General features: G+C 45.7%; 17 protein-coding genes. 4 read left to right on the forward strand and 13 right to left on the reverse strand.

Translation table 11 applies throughout. The features are described from left to right. Positions 1 to 5: 5 nt before the first annotated feature. The 3 genes from pta (at position 6) to K429_RS0100540 (ending at position 3830) form a co-directional block, all read left to right on the forward strand. Complete coding sequence (gene pta, locus K429_RS0100530; RefSeq protein ID WP_022209660.1) at positions 6 to 1022, forward strand: phosphate acetyltransferase; 1017 nt, start codon at positions 6 to 8, stop codon at positions 1020 to 1022. 22 nt (positions 1023 to 1044) lie between these two features. Further along, positions 1045 to 2247 carry an acetate kinase gene (locus K429_RS0100535; RefSeq protein WP_007210656.1) on the forward strand — a complete coding sequence of 401 codons (1203 nt, stop codon included), beginning with the start codon at positions 1045 to 1047 and terminating at the stop codon, positions 2245 to 2247. 182 nt (positions 2248 to 2429) lie between these two features. Then, positions 2430 to 3830, forward strand: coding sequence for an alkaline phosphatase (locus K429_RS0100540; protein WP_025725712.1), 1401 nt, complete (start codon positions 2430 to 2432; stop codon positions 3828 to 3830). A gap of 90 nt (positions 3831 to 3920) precedes the next feature. On the opposite strand, the gene K429_RS0100545 is transcribed toward K429_RS0100540, so the two are convergent. The 8 genes from K429_RS0100545 to efp all read right to left on the reverse strand — a co-directional run bounded on the left by K429_RS0100545 (position 3921) and on the right by efp (position 11043). Beyond that, positions 3921 to 4130: a hypothetical protein gene (locus tag K429_RS0100545; RefSeq protein WP_007217045.1), complete on the reverse strand. Its 210-nt coding sequence runs from the start codon at positions 4128 to 4130 to the stop codon at positions 3921 to 3923. Positions 4131 to 4245: 115 nt separating this feature from the next. Beyond that, positions 4246 to 5976 carry a serine hydrolase gene (locus K429_RS0100550; protein ID WP_025725713.1) on the reverse strand — a complete coding sequence of 577 codons (1731 nt, stop codon included), beginning with the start codon at positions 5974 to 5976 and terminating at the stop codon, positions 4246 to 4248. Between the two features lie 49 nt (positions 5977 to 6025). After that, positions 6026 to 6790, reverse strand: a complete 765-nt coding sequence (locus K429_RS0100555; protein WP_007217047.1) for a UDP-2,3-diacylglucosamine diphosphatase — start codon at positions 6788 to 6790, stop codon at positions 6026 to 6028. Positions 6791 to 6831: 41 nt separating this feature from the next. Beyond that, positions 6832 to 7143: a metal-sulfur cluster assembly factor gene (locus K429_RS0100560; RefSeq protein WP_007210649.1), complete on the reverse strand. Its 312-nt coding sequence runs from the start codon at positions 7141 to 7143 to the stop codon at positions 6832 to 6834. Between the two features lie 384 nt (positions 7144 to 7527). Continuing rightward, complete coding sequence (gene radC / locus K429_RS0100570) at positions 7528 to 8214, reverse strand: DNA repair protein RadC (protein WP_025725714.1); 687 nt, start codon at positions 8212 to 8214, stop codon at positions 7528 to 7530. Between the two features lie 19 nt (positions 8215 to 8233). Continuing rightward, positions 8234 to 9223 carry a glycosyltransferase family 2 protein gene (locus K429_RS0100575; RefSeq protein ID WP_025725715.1) on the reverse strand — a complete coding sequence of 330 codons (990 nt, stop codon included), beginning with the start codon at positions 9221 to 9223 and terminating at the stop codon, positions 8234 to 8236. A gap of 5 nt (positions 9224 to 9228) precedes the next feature. Next, positions 9229 to 10308 (reverse strand): YhcG family protein, encoded by a 1080-nt coding sequence (locus K429_RS0100580; RefSeq protein WP_007217049.1) that lies wholly within the window; start codon positions 10306 to 10308, stop codon positions 9229 to 9231. A gap of 168 nt (positions 10309 to 10476) precedes the next feature. Continuing rightward, the gene (gene efp / locus K429_RS0100585) at positions 10477 to 11043 is read right to left on the reverse strand and encodes an elongation factor P (protein WP_007210643.1); all 567 of its coding nucleotides are present in this window, start codon (positions 11041 to 11043) and stop codon (positions 10477 to 10479) included. A 189-nt stretch (positions 11044 to 11232) separates the two neighbouring features. On the opposite strand from efp, the gene rpmH reads away from it, so the two are divergent. After that, the gene (gene rpmH, locus K429_RS0100590; RefSeq protein WP_002558970.1) at positions 11233 to 11394 is read left to right on the forward strand and encodes a 50S ribosomal protein L34; all 162 of its coding nucleotides are present in this window, start codon (positions 11233 to 11235) and stop codon (positions 11392 to 11394) included. 349 nt (positions 11395 to 11743) lie between these two features. On the opposite strand, the gene K429_RS0100595 is transcribed toward rpmH, so the two are convergent. From K429_RS0100595 to K429_RS0100615, 5 genes are read right to left on the reverse strand one after another with little or no spacing between them, the layout of a single operon-like run. Beyond that, positions 11744 to 12160 carry a rhodanese-like domain-containing protein gene (locus tag K429_RS0100595; protein WP_007210642.1) on the reverse strand — a complete coding sequence of 139 codons (417 nt, stop codon included), beginning with the start codon at positions 12158 to 12160 and terminating at the stop codon, positions 11744 to 11746. Next, the gene (locus tag K429_RS0100600) at positions 12135 to 12824 is read right to left on the reverse strand and encodes a NigD-like C-terminal domain-containing protein (protein WP_007210641.1); all 690 of its coding nucleotides are present in this window, start codon (positions 12822 to 12824) and stop codon (positions 12135 to 12137) included. Before K429_RS0100600 ends, K429_RS0100595 begins: the two co-directional genes overlap by 26 nt. 8 nt (positions 12825 to 12832) lie before the next feature. Continuing rightward, on the reverse strand, positions 12833 to 13990 hold the full coding sequence (locus tag K429_RS0100605; protein WP_025725716.1) for a hypothetical protein: 1158 nt from the start codon (positions 13988 to 13990) through the stop codon (positions 12833 to 12835). A 41-nt stretch (positions 13991 to 14031) separates the two neighbouring features. Then, a complete protein-coding gene (locus K429_RS0100610) occupies positions 14032 to 15006 on the reverse strand; it encodes a D-alanine--D-alanine ligase (protein ID WP_007217053.1) in 975 nt (324 codons plus the stop codon). Beyond that, positions 15003 to 16076: an RluA family pseudouridine synthase gene (locus tag K429_RS0100615; protein WP_007217054.1), complete on the reverse strand. Its 1074-nt coding sequence runs from the start codon at positions 16074 to 16076 to the stop codon at positions 15003 to 15005. Before K429_RS0100615 ends, K429_RS0100610 begins: the two co-directional genes overlap by 4 nt. Positions 16077 to 16116 lie beyond the last annotated feature (40 nt).

Below are 16116 nucleotides of genomic sequence, written 5' to 3' on the forward strand. Positions count from 1 at the left end.
TATATATGCAGAGATTAATTAATGAAATCGTTGAGCGTGCGAAAGCCGACCGCCAACGTATTGTTCTTCCTGAAGGAACGGAAGAACGCACCTTGAAAGCTGCCAATCAAATTTTGACAGACGGAGTTGCTGACCTGATTCTTCTGGGTAATCCGGATGAAATTAATGCTTGTGCAACAGAATGGGGACTTGGAAACATCAGCAAGGCTACAATCATCGATCCGGAGAATCATCCGAAGAAAGAGGAGTATGCGCAATTGCTTTGTGAACTTCGCAAGAAAAAAGGCATGACTATCGAAGAAGCTCGTAAGTTGGTAGTTAATCCGCTCTATCTGGGCTGTCTGATTATTAAGAATGGCGATGCTGACGGTCAGTTGGCAGGTGCACGCAACACCACAGGCGATGTACTTCGTCCGGCATTGCAAATCATTAAGACAACTCCGGGCATTACTTGTGTATCCGGTGCAATGTTGTTGTTGACGCATGCTCCTGAATATGGAAAGAATGGTATTTTGGTAATGGGGGATGTAGCTGTGACTCCGGTGCCCGATGCAGAACAGTTGGCTCAGATTGCTGTTTGTACAGCTCGCACGGCTAAGTCTGTAGTAGGCATGGAACCGAAAGTGGCAATGCTCAGCTTCTCAACCAAAGGCTCTGCTAAGCACGAAGTTGTGGATAAAGTGATTGAGGCTGTAAAGATTGCACATGAGATGGATCCCGACTTGGCTCTCGACGGTGAATTGCAGGCTGATGCTGCATTGGTTCCGGAAGTAGGTGCCAGCAAAGCTCCGGGTTCTGCAATTGCAGGAAATGCGAATGTATTGGTGGTTCCGAGCCTTGAAGTAGGTAATATTTCTTATAAATTGGTACAGCGTTTAGGGCATGCAGATGCGGTAGGTCCTATTTTGCAGGGTATTGCCCGTCCGGTGAACGACCTGTCACGCGGTTGCTCCATCGAAGATGTTTATCGCATGATTGCAATTACTGCCAACCAGGCTATTGCAGCAAAGAATCAAAAATAACCATTAAATCTGAATATATAAAATGAAAGTCTTAGTATTGAACTGCGGTAGTTCGTCCATCAAATACAAGTTGTTTGATATGGATCATAAAGAAGTGATCGCACAGGGTGGTATTGAAAAAATAGGCCTTCAAGGCTCTTTCCTGAAGTTTACTTTGCCTAACGGTGAGAAGAAAGTTCTGGAGAAAGATATTCCCGAACATACCGTAGGTGTGGAGTTTATTCTGGATACACTGACCAGCCCTGAATTTGGCGCTATCAAATCTTTGAATGAAATCAACGCAGTAGGTCACCGTATGGTGCATGGTGGTGAGAAGTTCAGCGAATCTGTGTTGCTGACACAGGAAGTCCTGGATGCTTTCACGGCTTGCAACGACCTGGCTCCGCTTCACAATCCTGCTAACCTGAAAGGCGTAAACGCCATCTCTGCCATATTGCCGAATGTACCGCAGATCGGTGTATTCGATACAGCGTTCCATCAAACTATGCCGGACTATGCTTACCTCTATGCCATTCCTTACGAATTGTATAAGAAATATGGTGTGCGTCGTTACGGTTTCCACGGAACTTCTCACCGTTATGTTTCACAACGCGTGTGTGAGTATCTGGGAGTGAGTCCAGAGGGAAAGAAGATTATCACTTGCCACATTGGTAACGGTGGTTCTATCACTGCTGTTAAGGATGGTAAGAGCATAGATACCAGTATGGGATTGACTCCGCTGGAAGGTCTGATGATGGGTACCCGTAGTGGTGACATTGATGCCGGTGCTGTGACTTTCATCATGGAAAAAGAGAACCTGACTGCTGCCGGTGTATCCGACTTGCTGAATAAGAAGAGCGGTGTAAAGGGTATCTTCGGCGTATCCAGTGACATGCGTGAATTGGAGGCTGCCGTTGCTGCCGGTAACAATAAAATGGCCGACCTGACCGAAAAGATGTATTTCTATCGTATCAAAAAGTATATTGGTGCTTATGCTGCTGCTTTGGGTGGCGTAGACATCATCGTATTTACCGGTGGTGTAGGCGAGAACCAGGCTTCTTGTCGTTCCGGTGCATGCGAAGGTTTGGAATACATGGGCGTGAAGCTGGATCTGGAGAAGAATAAGATTCGTGGCGAAGAAGCAGTGATTTCTGCTGAAGATTCTAAGGTGAAAGTTGTAGTAATCCCGACTGATGAAGAACTGATGATTGCTTCGGATACAATGGCTATCCTGAACAAGAAATAATCCTTTTAAAGTAGATAGCGTCGCAATCGCGATGTAACAATAATGCCGGAAGCAATGCGGATTGCCTTCCGGCTTTATTTTTTTAACAATATCTGCTCCGGTCACTGGGGTAAATTCCTTATCTTTGTTTGTCATTTAAGAGAAAGCGACATTTATTCAAACTACTTTAAATATACCAACTTATGAAACGATTCATGTATGTATTGCTCTTTGTCCTGTTAACAGGCGCGACGTATGCGCAACAGGCAAAGTATGTATTCTATTTCATCGGTGATGGAATGGGAGTAAACCAAGTGAACGGTACGGAAATGTACCTGGCTGAACAGGAAGGACGCATTGGCGTGACGCCGTTGCTGTTCACTCAGTTTCCGGCTGTAGGTGTTGCCACTACTTTCTCTGCCACTAATTCGGTTACGGACTCTTCCGCTGCCGGAACTGCATTGGCTACCGGAGTGAAGACGTATAATGGTGCCATCGGTATGGATGACCAGAAGAATGTGATTCAATCAGTTGCCGAAAAAGCGAAGAAGGCCGGGAAGAAAGTCGGTGTAACTACCAGTGTCAGTGTAGACCATGCTACTCCTGCCGCTTTCTATGCTCATCAGCCTAACCGCAGCATGTATTATGAAATAGCCCTTGACTTACCGAAGGCTAACTTTGACTTCTATGCAGGTGGTGGTTTTCTGAAGCCTACTACTACCGCTGATAAGAAAGAAGCTCCGAGCATTTTCCCGATCATTGAGGAAGCCGGTTACACCATTGCGAAAGGTATTGATGACTTTAAGGTTAAGTCCACCCAGGCTGATAAGATGATTCTTATCCAGAAAGACGGTGCTAATCCTTCTTGTCTGCCTTATTCCATTGACCGTAAAGACGGCGATATGACCCTCGCTGAAATCACAGAAAGCGCTGTTTCTTTCCTGACCAAAGGCAAGAACAAGGGCTTCTTCCTGATGGTGGAAGGTGGAAAGATCGACTGGGCTTGCCATAGCAACGACCCTGCCACAGTTTTCGAAGAAGTGATTGATATGGACAACGCCATTAAAGTGGCTTATGAGTTTTATAAAAAACATCCGAAAGAAACTCTGATTGTAGTAACTGCCGACCATGAAACCGGTGGCTTGGGATTGGGTACAGGCAAGTATGAATTACATTTGAAGGCTCTGAAGAACCAGAAACAGTCTCAGGATTTACTTTCTACTACTATCACGGATTTGCGCAAAGCCAAAGGTCATAATGTAACCTGGGAAGATGCCAAGGCTCTGTTGGTAGAAAAGATGGGTTTCTGGAAAGAATTGCCTTTGACTTGGGAACAGGAGAAGATGTTGCGTGATGAATTTGAGCAATCCTTCGTAAAGAATAAGGTTGTGTTCGAAGAAACTCTTTATTCGAAAACTGAACCGCTGGCTGCTACCGCAAGAAAAGTGATGAGCCAGATTGCCATGATAGGCTGGACAAGTGGCAGCCACACAGCAGAGTATGTGCCGGTATATGCAGTAGGTGCAGGTTCTAAGGAATTTGCCGGTAAGTATGATAATACGGAAATCCCGAAACGTATAGCAAAAGTTGCGGGATACAAATAAACTACTAGCTACCAGTTACGAGCGACGAGCTACAAGTGCCATGCGGTATAATTGCGCAGCCACTTGTAGCTCGTAGCTTGTATCTCGTAGCTACTTTATTTCTTCCTTGACTATTTCGTCCATTTCCTTGAGACGTTTCTTACGGTCCTTTGCGGACTTTACTTTCTGTTCTTTGTATCCAAGGTCCGTATGTTCGGAAACCTCCTCGCTGAATTCTTCAAATTCATCCTTTGCCGGACGACCATGCGGGTCGATATTCTCTTCGGCAATCGCATTGTTTCTGTAAATCAAATCATCCATAACTGTATATTTTTAATGGTTTATGGATATACTACAAGGTTGCGGTGAAAAAGGTTTTGTACATTTCCCTTTTCTTGTGGCCATTTACAGAAGATTAAATAGACGAAGCATCTGTTTACAGTGCCGGGAGCAGGTATTTCCAGATTAGATCCAGTTCAACCTGCATGTCTTCGATATGTGCTGTAACGGCAATAACGGCGTCTTTTTCAGGAATTACGAGGATATATTGTCCGTTGGCCCCATTGGCACGGGCGGAAGTTTCGGCAATCCATTCTTCCGACAGTACTTGCCGGCCATTCCACTTCCCTTTTTGCAGGAAGAGTTGTCCCATCTTGGCAAGGTCTTCGGTTTTGAGGTATAGTCCCCAACCGCCGCAATTGATTCCTTGCGGGCTTTCCTGCCACTTCACATTGACGATGCCCAGTGGACGGAACAGTCGTGGATATAAATAATCCACTAGCTTTTCTCCGGTCACTTTCTGCACAATGGCGGAAAGCATATAGGTTCCGAGACTGTTATTAGCAAAGAAAGTGCCCGGCTTATGTTCTACGGGATGAGCGAGGAACTGCTCCACCCAATCCTTGGCGGGAGTTTCAGTAGCCTGGGTATTGACGCTCGGGGCTGTATCATGTCCGCAAGTCATAGTCAGTAAGTCGCGGATAGTCATGGCTTTTAGGTTTTCACTGACGTTTGCGGGTAGCTTATCCGGGAAGAAAGAGATTACTTTATCCGTCAGATTTAGCCTTCCTTCTGAAATGAGGAGTCCTACAGCCGAGGCGGTAAATGTCTTACTGACAGAGTTCAGAATGTGCGGCTCATCTTCTTTCCCTTCACCTATCCACTTTTCGGCAAGCACGTTACCATGTTGCACTATCATGATGCTGTGCAGGTCCTGGTTAGCTTTCTGCACTGCATCCAGGTATTTTTCCATAGCTTTCTCCAGTTTTTTAGAGGCAGTGCTACGTGGAAGTCCTTTTGTCAACTGGTTGATGGAAATTAGTTTGATGCCTTTATCTTCAATGACTTGCTTTACGCGCGGGCTGGTGAGGAGGTCTGTCACTCCCTGCCGGTCGAGTGCTACTTGTTCGTAGCCGATATGAAAGACGGTTCTCATTTCTTCGTTATCCAGTGCCGGATGGTCGAGGAACAGATACCGTTTACCGGCTTCCAGTTTATTGAGGGAACGGATGAAGCTCTCTTCTTTTTCAGCCGATGTCCGGCTCGGGCCATCATATCCGATATAGGTGAACCGGTAATCTTCGGGTGAATCCATGCGGTCGATGGAAGGGAGGTTGTACTCCTTTGCCAGTCGCAACACCAATTCGTTCACTTCTTTCGTGAATCCGGTGGACAGCATGTGCCCTGTCATGTGACTGAGTTGGGGAATGTTCTTCAGTGCCATTTCTATCTGCGCACGGAATTCTTGCTCCACCTCTTTGATATCCCATTTGTTTTCCATAACCGACTGTCCCGGATAGGCCGGATTAGCCCCCATCATCGGATAAAAATATCCGTTCTCGTCCGTCAGGCTGGGACAATGCGTTAGGGGGCGCCATTTTACATTTTCCCATTCGCTGGTAATGACTAAATGTAGTCCGGCATCCAATCCCGGATTTTCTTTCAGCAGACGAACGGCTTCCGGATACCAGGCGGCTACAGGCATCACTTCTACCGAGCGGGCGATGCCCGACTGATAAGTTTGAATACAAGCCTCGTTGACGGAGTGGAAAGCTCCAAGGTCGTCGATGCGGATAGCAAGGGTAGGGGCGGATTGTCCCCATGCCGGAAGGATACTTACGGCAAGCAAACATCCGGCGAAAAGGCGTTTCAGTCTTAAAAGGTTCATATCGGATTGGGCGGTTGGTTGGCGCTTTAAGGGGGGCTTCCGGGATGGATTATAGTTTGGTTTCTCCTTCAATAAAGTTCTCAAGGAAGAGATTCTCACCGTCGAATACGGCGTAGGAGAAATAATTAATCCAGTCTCCCAATATGGTGACACGGGCGGTGGCGCTCAACATCAGGTCCAGTTCGATGTGGCGGTGTCCGTAGATGAAGTAATTGATATTCGGGTGACTTTTCAGGTATTCCTTGGTGTAGAGCACCAGGAATTCTTTGTCTTCACCCATATAGTCGGGCTCCTTGCCGTCCACACGTTTCAGACGGCTATGTTTTGCCCAATTCAGTCCTAGCTCCATACTCCAACGCGGGTGTATGGCGGAGAAAAGGGTTTGCAGAAATTCGCTGTGAAACATGGAGCGCAGAAATTTGAACTTCTTGTCGGGGTCGCCCAAACCATCGCCGTGGGCAAGGTAGAACTCTTTGCCGTATATTTCCGTGGTGAGCGGTTCGCGGTGCATGATGACGCCGCACTCGCGGGTCAGATAGTCGCCGCACCAAATATCATGGTTACCTGTGAAGAAATGCACTTCCACTCCTATGTCCGTCAGTTCGGACAGCTTTCCCAGAAAACGGGTATATCCTTTCGGCACAACGGTCTTGAATTCATACCAAAAGTCGAACATATCTCCCAGTAAGTATACGGCAGAAGCCTTGTGCTTGATACTGTCGAGGAAATTAACGAGGCGTCGCTCTTGTGTACGCCCGTGTTCGATGGCACGTGAGCCGAGGTGTGCGTCCGAAAGGAAATATACATTCTTCATAACCGTGCTATTCTGGTGAGTTACAAATTACTAATTACAAATTACAGGAATCCCAGTTCCAGTTTGGCTTCTTCGCTCATCATGTCCTTGTCCCATTCCGGTTCGAACACCAGATTGATGGTGGCGGCAGATACACCGTCAACTGATTCCACTTTCTGGCGCACGTCTTCCATGATGAAGTCGGCTGCCGGACAGTTGGGGGCTGTCAAGGTCATATCAATATTTACTTCTCCGCTGTCGGAGACATCTATTTTGTAGATAAGTCCCAGATCGTATACATTTACCGGGATTTCCGGGTCGAATACGGTTTTGAGCATCGCTACTATTTTTTCTTCTATTTCAAACTTGGTCATATTCGTTTCATTTTAGTTAGGCAAAGATAGTTGAAACCGGAAGCAGAAGCAAATTTATTTGCATTATGCTGAATGCAACTCATCTTCGTGAAGCAAAGCTAAAGAAATAAATTGAAACTACAAAGGAACGGGTTTTGAAAAAGCCTGTCACAGGCACTCTGCAACTCGAATATTAAGACCTTTTATTAAGCACATTACTACCTTTTACATCAAACATTACTATCTTTCATCTGTATCTTTCTTACCACCCATGCAAAAGATGCCATCTTTTGTAGCAAAACATGCCATCTTTTGATGTGAAAGATGCCACCTTTCGTAGCAAAAGATGCCATCTTTTACATGAGCGGTAAGGAAGATCCGGGTGACTTCCTTTAATGCTTTCTCTTAAATCATTCCTTCATCGTTAAAGCTATAATACTTTCCGTCTGTTACAATAACGTGGTCGATGAGACGGATGTTCATTGTCTGAGCGCCTTTTTGGACAAGTTGCGTCAGGCGTTGGTCGTCTGTACTGGGGCGTGGGCTGCCGGAAGGATGGTTGTGTATCAGAGCTATTTGCGTGGCTCGTTGTATTAAGGCTTCGCGCAGGATGCTGCGTACGTCGGCAGTAGTCTGGTCGATGCCGCCGCGGCTGATGCGGGATTTGTCGATGACGCGGGAAGCCTGGTTAAGGAGTAAAACCCAGAATTCTTCGTGTGTCAGGTCGCAAAGAAGCGGGTGAAAGATTTCGTAGATGTCTTTGGAAGAGCGGATGGTGGCACGCTCCGGACGTTCCTGTAGCTTGCGGCGTTTACCCAGTTCCAATGCTGCCATGATGGTGATGCTCTTGGCGGGACCGAAGCCTTTGAAGCTGGAAAAGTCCTGCACTTCCCATTTACCCAATTGATTGAGGTCGTTGCCGCAAGTGGAAAGTACCCGTTGCATAAGTGATACCGCGCTTTCTTCTGTGTTTCCCGAACCGATAAGGATGGCAAGCAATTCAGCATCGCTCAAGGCTTCCGCTCCCTTCAGCATCATTTTTTCCCGCGGACGGTCTTCTTCCGCCCACTGATTGATAGTCAGTTTCTCCATGTTAATCACTAATCGCTAATCACTTATAAAAGTTCTTTTTGAAAGCCTCAAACTCATCTTGGCCGAGTATGCAGCGATTCCACCATGCTCTCCAAAAGCCTGTGCCGTATCCGATGAGTTGGATAAAGGAGGCGGCAATGGAATAGATGCCGATGCGCAGGCTTCGGTTCTGGATGGAAGAGTCTATGCATACCAGCAGTGCGTACAAAGCAATGGGCGTCAGACTGTAAAGGCAGAAAGGAGCACCAAGCAGCAGTACCGCTACTCCTAGTGTGAATGCTGCGGGCAGGAGGTGGACTACTTTCAGTGATTCCGGATATTTCTTATATAGATTGATGCGCGCAATTCCCGAATTATGCACTTGCTTGAAGAATTTCTTTAAGTCCGTGCGGCGTTTATGATATACCCATGCATCGGGGAATAACCGGCAGCGGTAACCGCCTTTAAATATCCGGATGCTGAAGTCTATGTCTTCTCCGAATCGCATCTTTGAAAAACCGCCCAATGCAGCATATAGGTCTCGCTTAACACCCATGTTGAAACTGCGCGGATAGAACTTATCCATTTTCTTTTTTCCTCCCCGGATGCCTCCGGTAGTGAAGAAAGAGGTCATGGAGTAGTTGATGGCCTTTTGTATATCTGTAAAAGACTCGTGAGCCCGGTCCGGTCCGCCGAAAGCATCGGCAGGACTGGCTTGCAGTTCTTTTTCAATGGCGGCGAGATAACCTGCGGGTAGGATGCAGTCGGAATCGAGGATGATCAGGTATTCCCCCGCGCTTCGTTCGGCGCCATAGTTACGGGTTTGTCCGGGACCGGAATTCGATTTGTTGTAATAGTGTATGTCCAGTTTATCCTGATATGTGTCCACTACCTCCTTGCAGGGAATGGAGGAACCATCTTCCACAATTACGACTTCAAAGTCTTTGAAACTCTGTTCGGTCAGACTTTGCAACAGTTCGTCTACTTCGTCGGGACGGTTGTATACAGGAATAATGACGGAGTATCTCATAGGTATTAATCTTTTAGTTCGTTTTCTATTTCTTCAATGCTGGGCAGGGTACTCTTGAAATCTTTTGGGTAAAGCTGACTTAATTCATATTCAGAGATACCGATGGGCAGGTTGGCTGTGTCCAGTGTATATCGTGCCACTATGTTGTTCTTGCTTTTACAAATTAGCAATCCTATAGTTGGATTGTCTTGTGGCAGTTTCATCTCATGATTGATGGCAGAGACATAGAAACCTAACTTACCAATATATTCGGGCTGGAAGTCTCCCGTTTTTAACTCTATCACTACATAACTGCGTAGTTTGAGATGATAAAATAGCAGATCGATAAAGAATTCATCACCACCGACTTCAAGGCGTACTTGCCGTCCTACATAGGCAAAACCATTTCCTAATTCAATGAGGAATTTGGTGATATTGTCAGTTAGGGCATCTTCCAACTCCCGTTCAAGATAACCATCACGCAGGGTGAGGAAGTCGAAATTATAAGGGTCCTTTGTTAGTTCCTGTGCAAGGCTGCTTTGTGATGCCGGTAGGCATGATGAGAAATTGTTAATAGAAGCACCTTCTCTGTAATAGAGACTACTTTCTATCATATTAAGTAACATATTTCGGCTCCAGCCATTTTCTACAGTTTTATTAATATAGAATACAGCCTCTTTTATGTTCTTTATTTTATCAATGATACAGCGTTGATGTCCCCATGGAACTGCGAAAAAGAGCTTTTCTATTTCTGCCACAACTTGTGGCAGTTTCTCACTTTTACTTTCCGCCCCAACTTGTGGCAGTTTTGTATCAGGCTGAGAATAAAAAGAATACCATTTCTTCATATACCAAAGGTTGCGCGAAGAAAAGCCACTCATATCTGGAAAATTCGTCTTTAGATCTTGGGATAATTGTTCAATGATGCCATCTCCCCATTTTGCTTCCGCTTTCAACCGGACTATATCACCTCCTATACTCCAGTATAGTTTCAATAACTCCGTATTTACTTTTACCGCTGCCTTAATCTGACTCTGGCGGATACGCTGTTTCAGTTCGCCTATCCACTCTTTATATTCGTTGTCTGTCTTTATCAGTTTACTCATGGTGCAATTCTATTGCTTATTGCTTACAAAGATAAATCATTCTTTTCCGATAATCTTCCCAATCGTATATTCTTTTGCTTCCCTATAGAAAAAAAAACTGCCTGCCAGAAGTGTTTAATTCTTCTGACAGGCAGCTTGTATAATCGTACTATGTAGGCGGAGACCGGCTTATGCCTTCACACGGCTTACATAAGAACCGTCACGAGTGTCGATTTCAATTGTTTCACCTTCATTGATGAACAGCGGAACGCGCACAGTTGCACCAGACTCTACAGTAGCAGGTTTCAACGTGTTTGTAGCTGTATCACCCTTTACACCCGGTTCGGTATAAGTAATCTTCATTTGAACCTTTATAGGCATATCAGCATAAAGAACTGTTTCAGTAGAAGCATCAGATACTACTTCCAGCACAGCACCTTCCAACAGGAAGTCAACACCATTGATCAGGTCGTGGGCAATGGGGTGTTGGTCGAAAGTTTCCTGGTTCATGAAGATGTAATCTTCACCTTCTTTATATAAGAACTGATACGGACGACGTTCTACACGTACATCTTCCAGTTTTTCACCGATGTTAAAGCGACGTTCCAGTACATAACCGTTTACTACGTCTTTCAGTTTTACACGCATGAAGGTATTACCTTTTCCCGGCTTTACATGCAGGAAGTCAATACAAAAGTACAGCTTGCCATCCATACGGATGCAAGTTCCGATTTTAATGTCTTGGGCATTAATCATACTAATATTTTTTATTTTAGATGTTATATAATTGTCTCCACTGAGCTTTGCGGGTGCAAAAGTAATGGAAATCAGTAAAAATCGCAAAAAGTTTTGAGAGAAAAAGACTTAACTCTTGGTTATTTTGAAAAAAGTCCCTATTTTTGCAGCCCGATTACGTGAAATAATAACATAAAACAATATACAGTAATGAAAAGAACATTTCAACCCTCTAACAGAAAGAGAAAAAACAAACACGGTTTCCGTGAGAGAATGGCTTCCGCTAACGGTCGCAGAGTATTAGCTGCACGTCGTGCTAAAGGCCGCAAGAAACTGACTGTTTCTGACGAATACAACGGAGTGAAAGCATAAGTAAACTCTTTGTAATAAAGAATAAGAAAGCCGCAAAGGACTGATAACAGTGCTTTGCGGCTTTTCTTATTGTGACGATAAAGCTTTAGCGGAATTAATTTCTTTCTGTAGGGTTATGAGTTAAATGATAAATAATCTTTTAGACGCGGATGACACGGATGACGCGGATCTTTTTTTTATCCACTTTTATAGCGCAGCCTTTTAAATCCGCGTTATCCGTGTCATCCGCGTCTAAAAAATAATATACCGAATGGCGCTTATCACTTATCACTAAACACTAATCACTTTTGTTCTTTTCTAATACGTTATGAATCTGAAATGTATTAGTTACACCAACGTTTTTCCCTTATTATTCCTCTATTTCCTTTCCGGCTTTTTTCCATTCTTCGAAACCTTTGTCGAGGTCGTAAACCACGTATCCCTTTTCGCTGAGTATAGCGGCAGCCTTTTTACTGCGTTTACCACTACGGCAATACAAAGCAACGGGTTTATCTTTCTGTAGAGTGGAGTCGGCTATTTCCGCAAAAGTCTTATCAAGTACATTGATGTTGATGCTTTTGGGAATGTGTGATTCCGAGTATTCGGCTACGGTGCGTACATCCAGACGTTGTATCTCAGGATTGGCTATCAGCGTGGAGAAATCTTCCACGGATACAGACTTGAAATCTCCTTTCTGCTGACAGGAGAAAAGAGAGGAGAAGAATAGGCAGATGCCTGCAATCAAAGAATTTATTTTCATCTTATTGGGGGGTATATTCAAATTCATAAGTTACTTCTTTGCCGGAATACGTGTTTAAGCTGAAATAGATTGTAACTTTATCAATTCCATCCTCTGCATATTGCCGTAACGGAACGGATGCATACGCACGTTTCGTGTATGCCTGCACATCTCCGCCATCATCATGATAGAGAGACAGACGTACCGTCCGGGTTCCTGCTTCTTTGTCCGTGGTGACTTCGTCCTCAATGAAATGGAACGAGTGCTTTCCGTTCTGCGACTTGATTTCCAGCATTATGTTCAGGTAATCAATTCCCATCCAGATACTCAGTATATCTGCCGGATCACGCTTGATTCCATCCTTAAATTTATCCGCAGACTGCGGCACAGGCGATATAGCACTCAATACTGCATACAATTTCACTCCGGATGTCCCATCGGCAGCTTCCGCCTTGCCATAGTTGCTGACAATGCGGGCAGAGGCATTAGCGTCTATACGTGTTTTCGACGCATCTTCCACTATTGCAAGTGTTTCGCCTTCATCCGTCAGCACGGATTGCAGGCTGCCGTCGGCACCGGCCTGTGCAGTCAGGAAGTCCAGTTTTACGGACGGATAATGATAATCATCGTCATCGCCGCAGGAAACCAGCATGAATACCAGTACGGGAAGAAACCAGCATAAAGAAACCGGAAATTGTAGCTTACCTTTCATATATTACTCTATTTCGGATTATCAGTTCTTGTAGCCAAATAATTCGTCAGTGGATTGGCATACATCAACAACATCTTTTCGCGCAGGAACGGGATGTCTTTATTGGGCAGTTCAATGCGTGCAAGTTGCTGGTCGATGTAGTCAGTGAAGTGTTTTTTCTCTTCGGCGGTATAATGACCGGCGAAGGCTTGGGTGCCCGACAAATAATCGTGAGCAATGTAATTGCCGGGATACATACGATAGTTTGCATGGATTCTCCGATCTATAAGGGCGGAGATCTGTGAAAACAGTTCGGGTTTGGAAAGAGAACGGTCCAGCTTTTCCAGCTCTTCATTGATGCACGACGCTACCTGGAAGTGCACGCGTCCTTTAGGTCCGAACAAGCCGGTCTGCATATTCTTCAGGTCGTCCTCCTGCGTCTTCTTGTAGTCCGGTATATCGCGTTTCAGTTGGAACTCCTGTGCTTTCAGGTAATCACAAGGATCGTATTCGTACGAAATGGCCAATGGAAGGATGTTCATTTCAATCAGGCGGTCGATAATGTCACCCTCACCGCCCATAGCCAGCATCTTGAGAACGCTTTCCTGTGTACGGTCGTTGGAGTCTTTGGCACGCCCTTCACGTTGTGCTATCCAGATAGACTGGTTCTTATCCTTAATAGTGTGGTGCATATAGCGCGACATGCGTCCGGAAGATTCCAGCATTTGGCGCATGGTCAGGGCACGTTGTACTATGAATGATTTGTTGACACGCACGAACTTCTTAATCCAGGGATAGATCAGCAGGTTATCGCCGATGGCAATTTCTACTGTATCCATACCTTTGTCTATCAACTCTACGGACAGGAAACCGGAGTCGAGAATGATATCGCGGTGGTTAGAGATATAAGTATAAGCGGATGTCTTGTCCGTCTGTGCCGTAAGGTCCAGAGTTACTCCCTGGGTCGTGTCTTTGGCAAATCTTTTCAGGATTGTGTAACAGAATGCTTTCTGAAACTCCAACTTCGTCTTGCATGTACGCATTTTCTGCGCAAGTGCCTCAAAGGGAACTTCCGGGAAAACAGCAGACGCCACCTGCTGGAAAGCCGGATCGGTAATCAGTTCCTCGTAAATCTGAGGAAGCTCCTCGTCATGATAAGGGCGGATTTCATCAAATTCCATATTCATAATGATTAACGTTTAGTGATTAGCGATTAGTAGTTTAGTCACTAAAACTGGTTCTCAATTATATCAGTCATTACATCCTTAATGTCTAATCCTGCGGCACGTACCTGCTGGGGTATGAAGCTGGTAGCCGTCATTCCGGGCGTGGTGTTCACTTCCAGCAGATTGACTTTATCTCCGGCAGTGATGATGTAGTCCACACGAATGATACCTGAAGCGCCCAGGATATCGTAAATGGCGGAAGTCAGTGTCTGTATCCGGTGTGTCAGGTCATCGGAGAGACGGGCTGGAGTGATTTCGGAAACCTGCCCGTTGTACTTGGCGTCGTAGTCGAAGAATTCATTCTCGGTCACTACTTCGGTGATGGGGAATACGACTGACTTCTCTTTAGTCTTATAACAACCGCAGGTCACTTCGGTGCCTTCCATGTAGGCTTCTATCAGAACTTCTTGCGCTTCATCGAATGCCTTAACAATGGCAGGCTGTATTTGTTCTTTCGTCTTAACTTTCGTTACGCCAAAGCTGGAACCTCCCAGACTGGGTTTGATGAAACAGGGCAAACCTATCTTTTCAATCACATCTTCATCGGAAATGGATTGTCCTTGGCGAAGCACTAAGGATTCTGCTATGCGTACTCCAAAGACTTTGAGATATTGGTTGCAGGCAAACTTGTCATACGTAAGTGCTGCTGCCAGTACACCACAACATGAGTAGGGGATGTGAAGGAGATCGAAATAACCTTGCAAGCGTCCGTCCTCTCCCGGAGTGCCGTGAATGGTGATATAGGCAAAGTCGAATGTGACCTTCCTGCCATTCATCTGAAAGCTGAAGTCATTCCGGTCAATGGGCGCTTTGCCGCCGTCGGGCAGTTGCACGTGCCAGTCGAGTCCGTGCATCTCCACAATATATAATGTGTACTTTTCCTTATCGATAAAGGAGTAGATACCCTGTGCGCTGCGCAGGGAAACTTGAAATTCGGAGGTATCACCTCCGCAAACAATAGCAATCGTGCGTTTCATTCTAAATCTCTGTTACTGATGTAGCCTCTCCATTTGTCTATCAGCAAGGTCATGTCTTCGGGCATTTCGGAGGTGAAGTACATCTCTTCGCCGGTGGCGGGATGTACAAAACCCAGTGTCATGGCGTGTAATGCCTGCCGTGGACAAGTATCGAAGCAGTTATTTACAAATTGTTTGTATTTACTGAAATGGGTACCTTTCAGAATCTCGTGACCGCCGTAGCGCTCATCATTGAAGAGTACATGGCCGATATGTTTCATGTGAACACGTATCTGATGGGTACGTCCCGTTTCAAGAATGCATTCTACAAGAGTGACATAGCCCAGACGCTCCAGAACCCGGTAATGGGTCACGGCATGCTTTCCCTGATCATCGGGCAGAACGGTCATCTGCATGCGGTCTCTGGGATTCCGGCCAATGTTTCCGGTGATGGTTCCCTCGTCCTGTTCAACGGTTCCCCACACCAAAGCACGGTAGCGTCGTTTGGTGGTTTTGTTGAAGAACTGCATACCAAGGTTGGTTTTGGCATCCGGTGTTTTGGCTATGACGAGCAGTCCGGAAGTGTCTTTATCGATGCGATGAACCAGACCGACGTGCGGGTCGTTGGCATCGTAGTCGGGATTATCTTTCATGTGCCAGGCGATGGCGTTCACTAAAGTCCCCTGGTAGTTTCCGTGTCCGGGGTGTACCACCAGTCCGGCAGGTTTATTCACTACCATGAGGTATTTATCCTCGTAGACTATATTAAGTGGAATATCTTCGGGAATGACTTCGTTTTCATAACGCGGACGATCCATCATGATGGTGATGACATCCATCGGTTTCACCTTGTAGCTGCTCTTGACCGGTTTGTTGTTAGCCATTACAAAACCGGCTTCCGCTGATTTCTGTATGCGGTTGCGCGAAGCGTTTGTCAGGCGGTCGAACAGGTATTTGTCTACGCGCATCATTTCCTGTCCTCTATCCACTACCACACGGAAGTGTTCATAGAGTTGGGCTTCATCACCGACAGGTTCTATGTCGTCCAGATCATCCTCAGTCACTATGTCGTCCGGCAAATCTTCTATCATTCTTGTTCTTTCTATGTGTTATTGTTATTATTCCCCGTAT

Source organism: Bacteroides sp. 14(A) (assembly GCF_000526555.1).
Classification (GTDB): Bacteria; Bacteroidota; Bacteroidia; order Bacteroidales; family Bacteroidaceae; genus Bacteroides; species Bacteroides cellulosilyticus.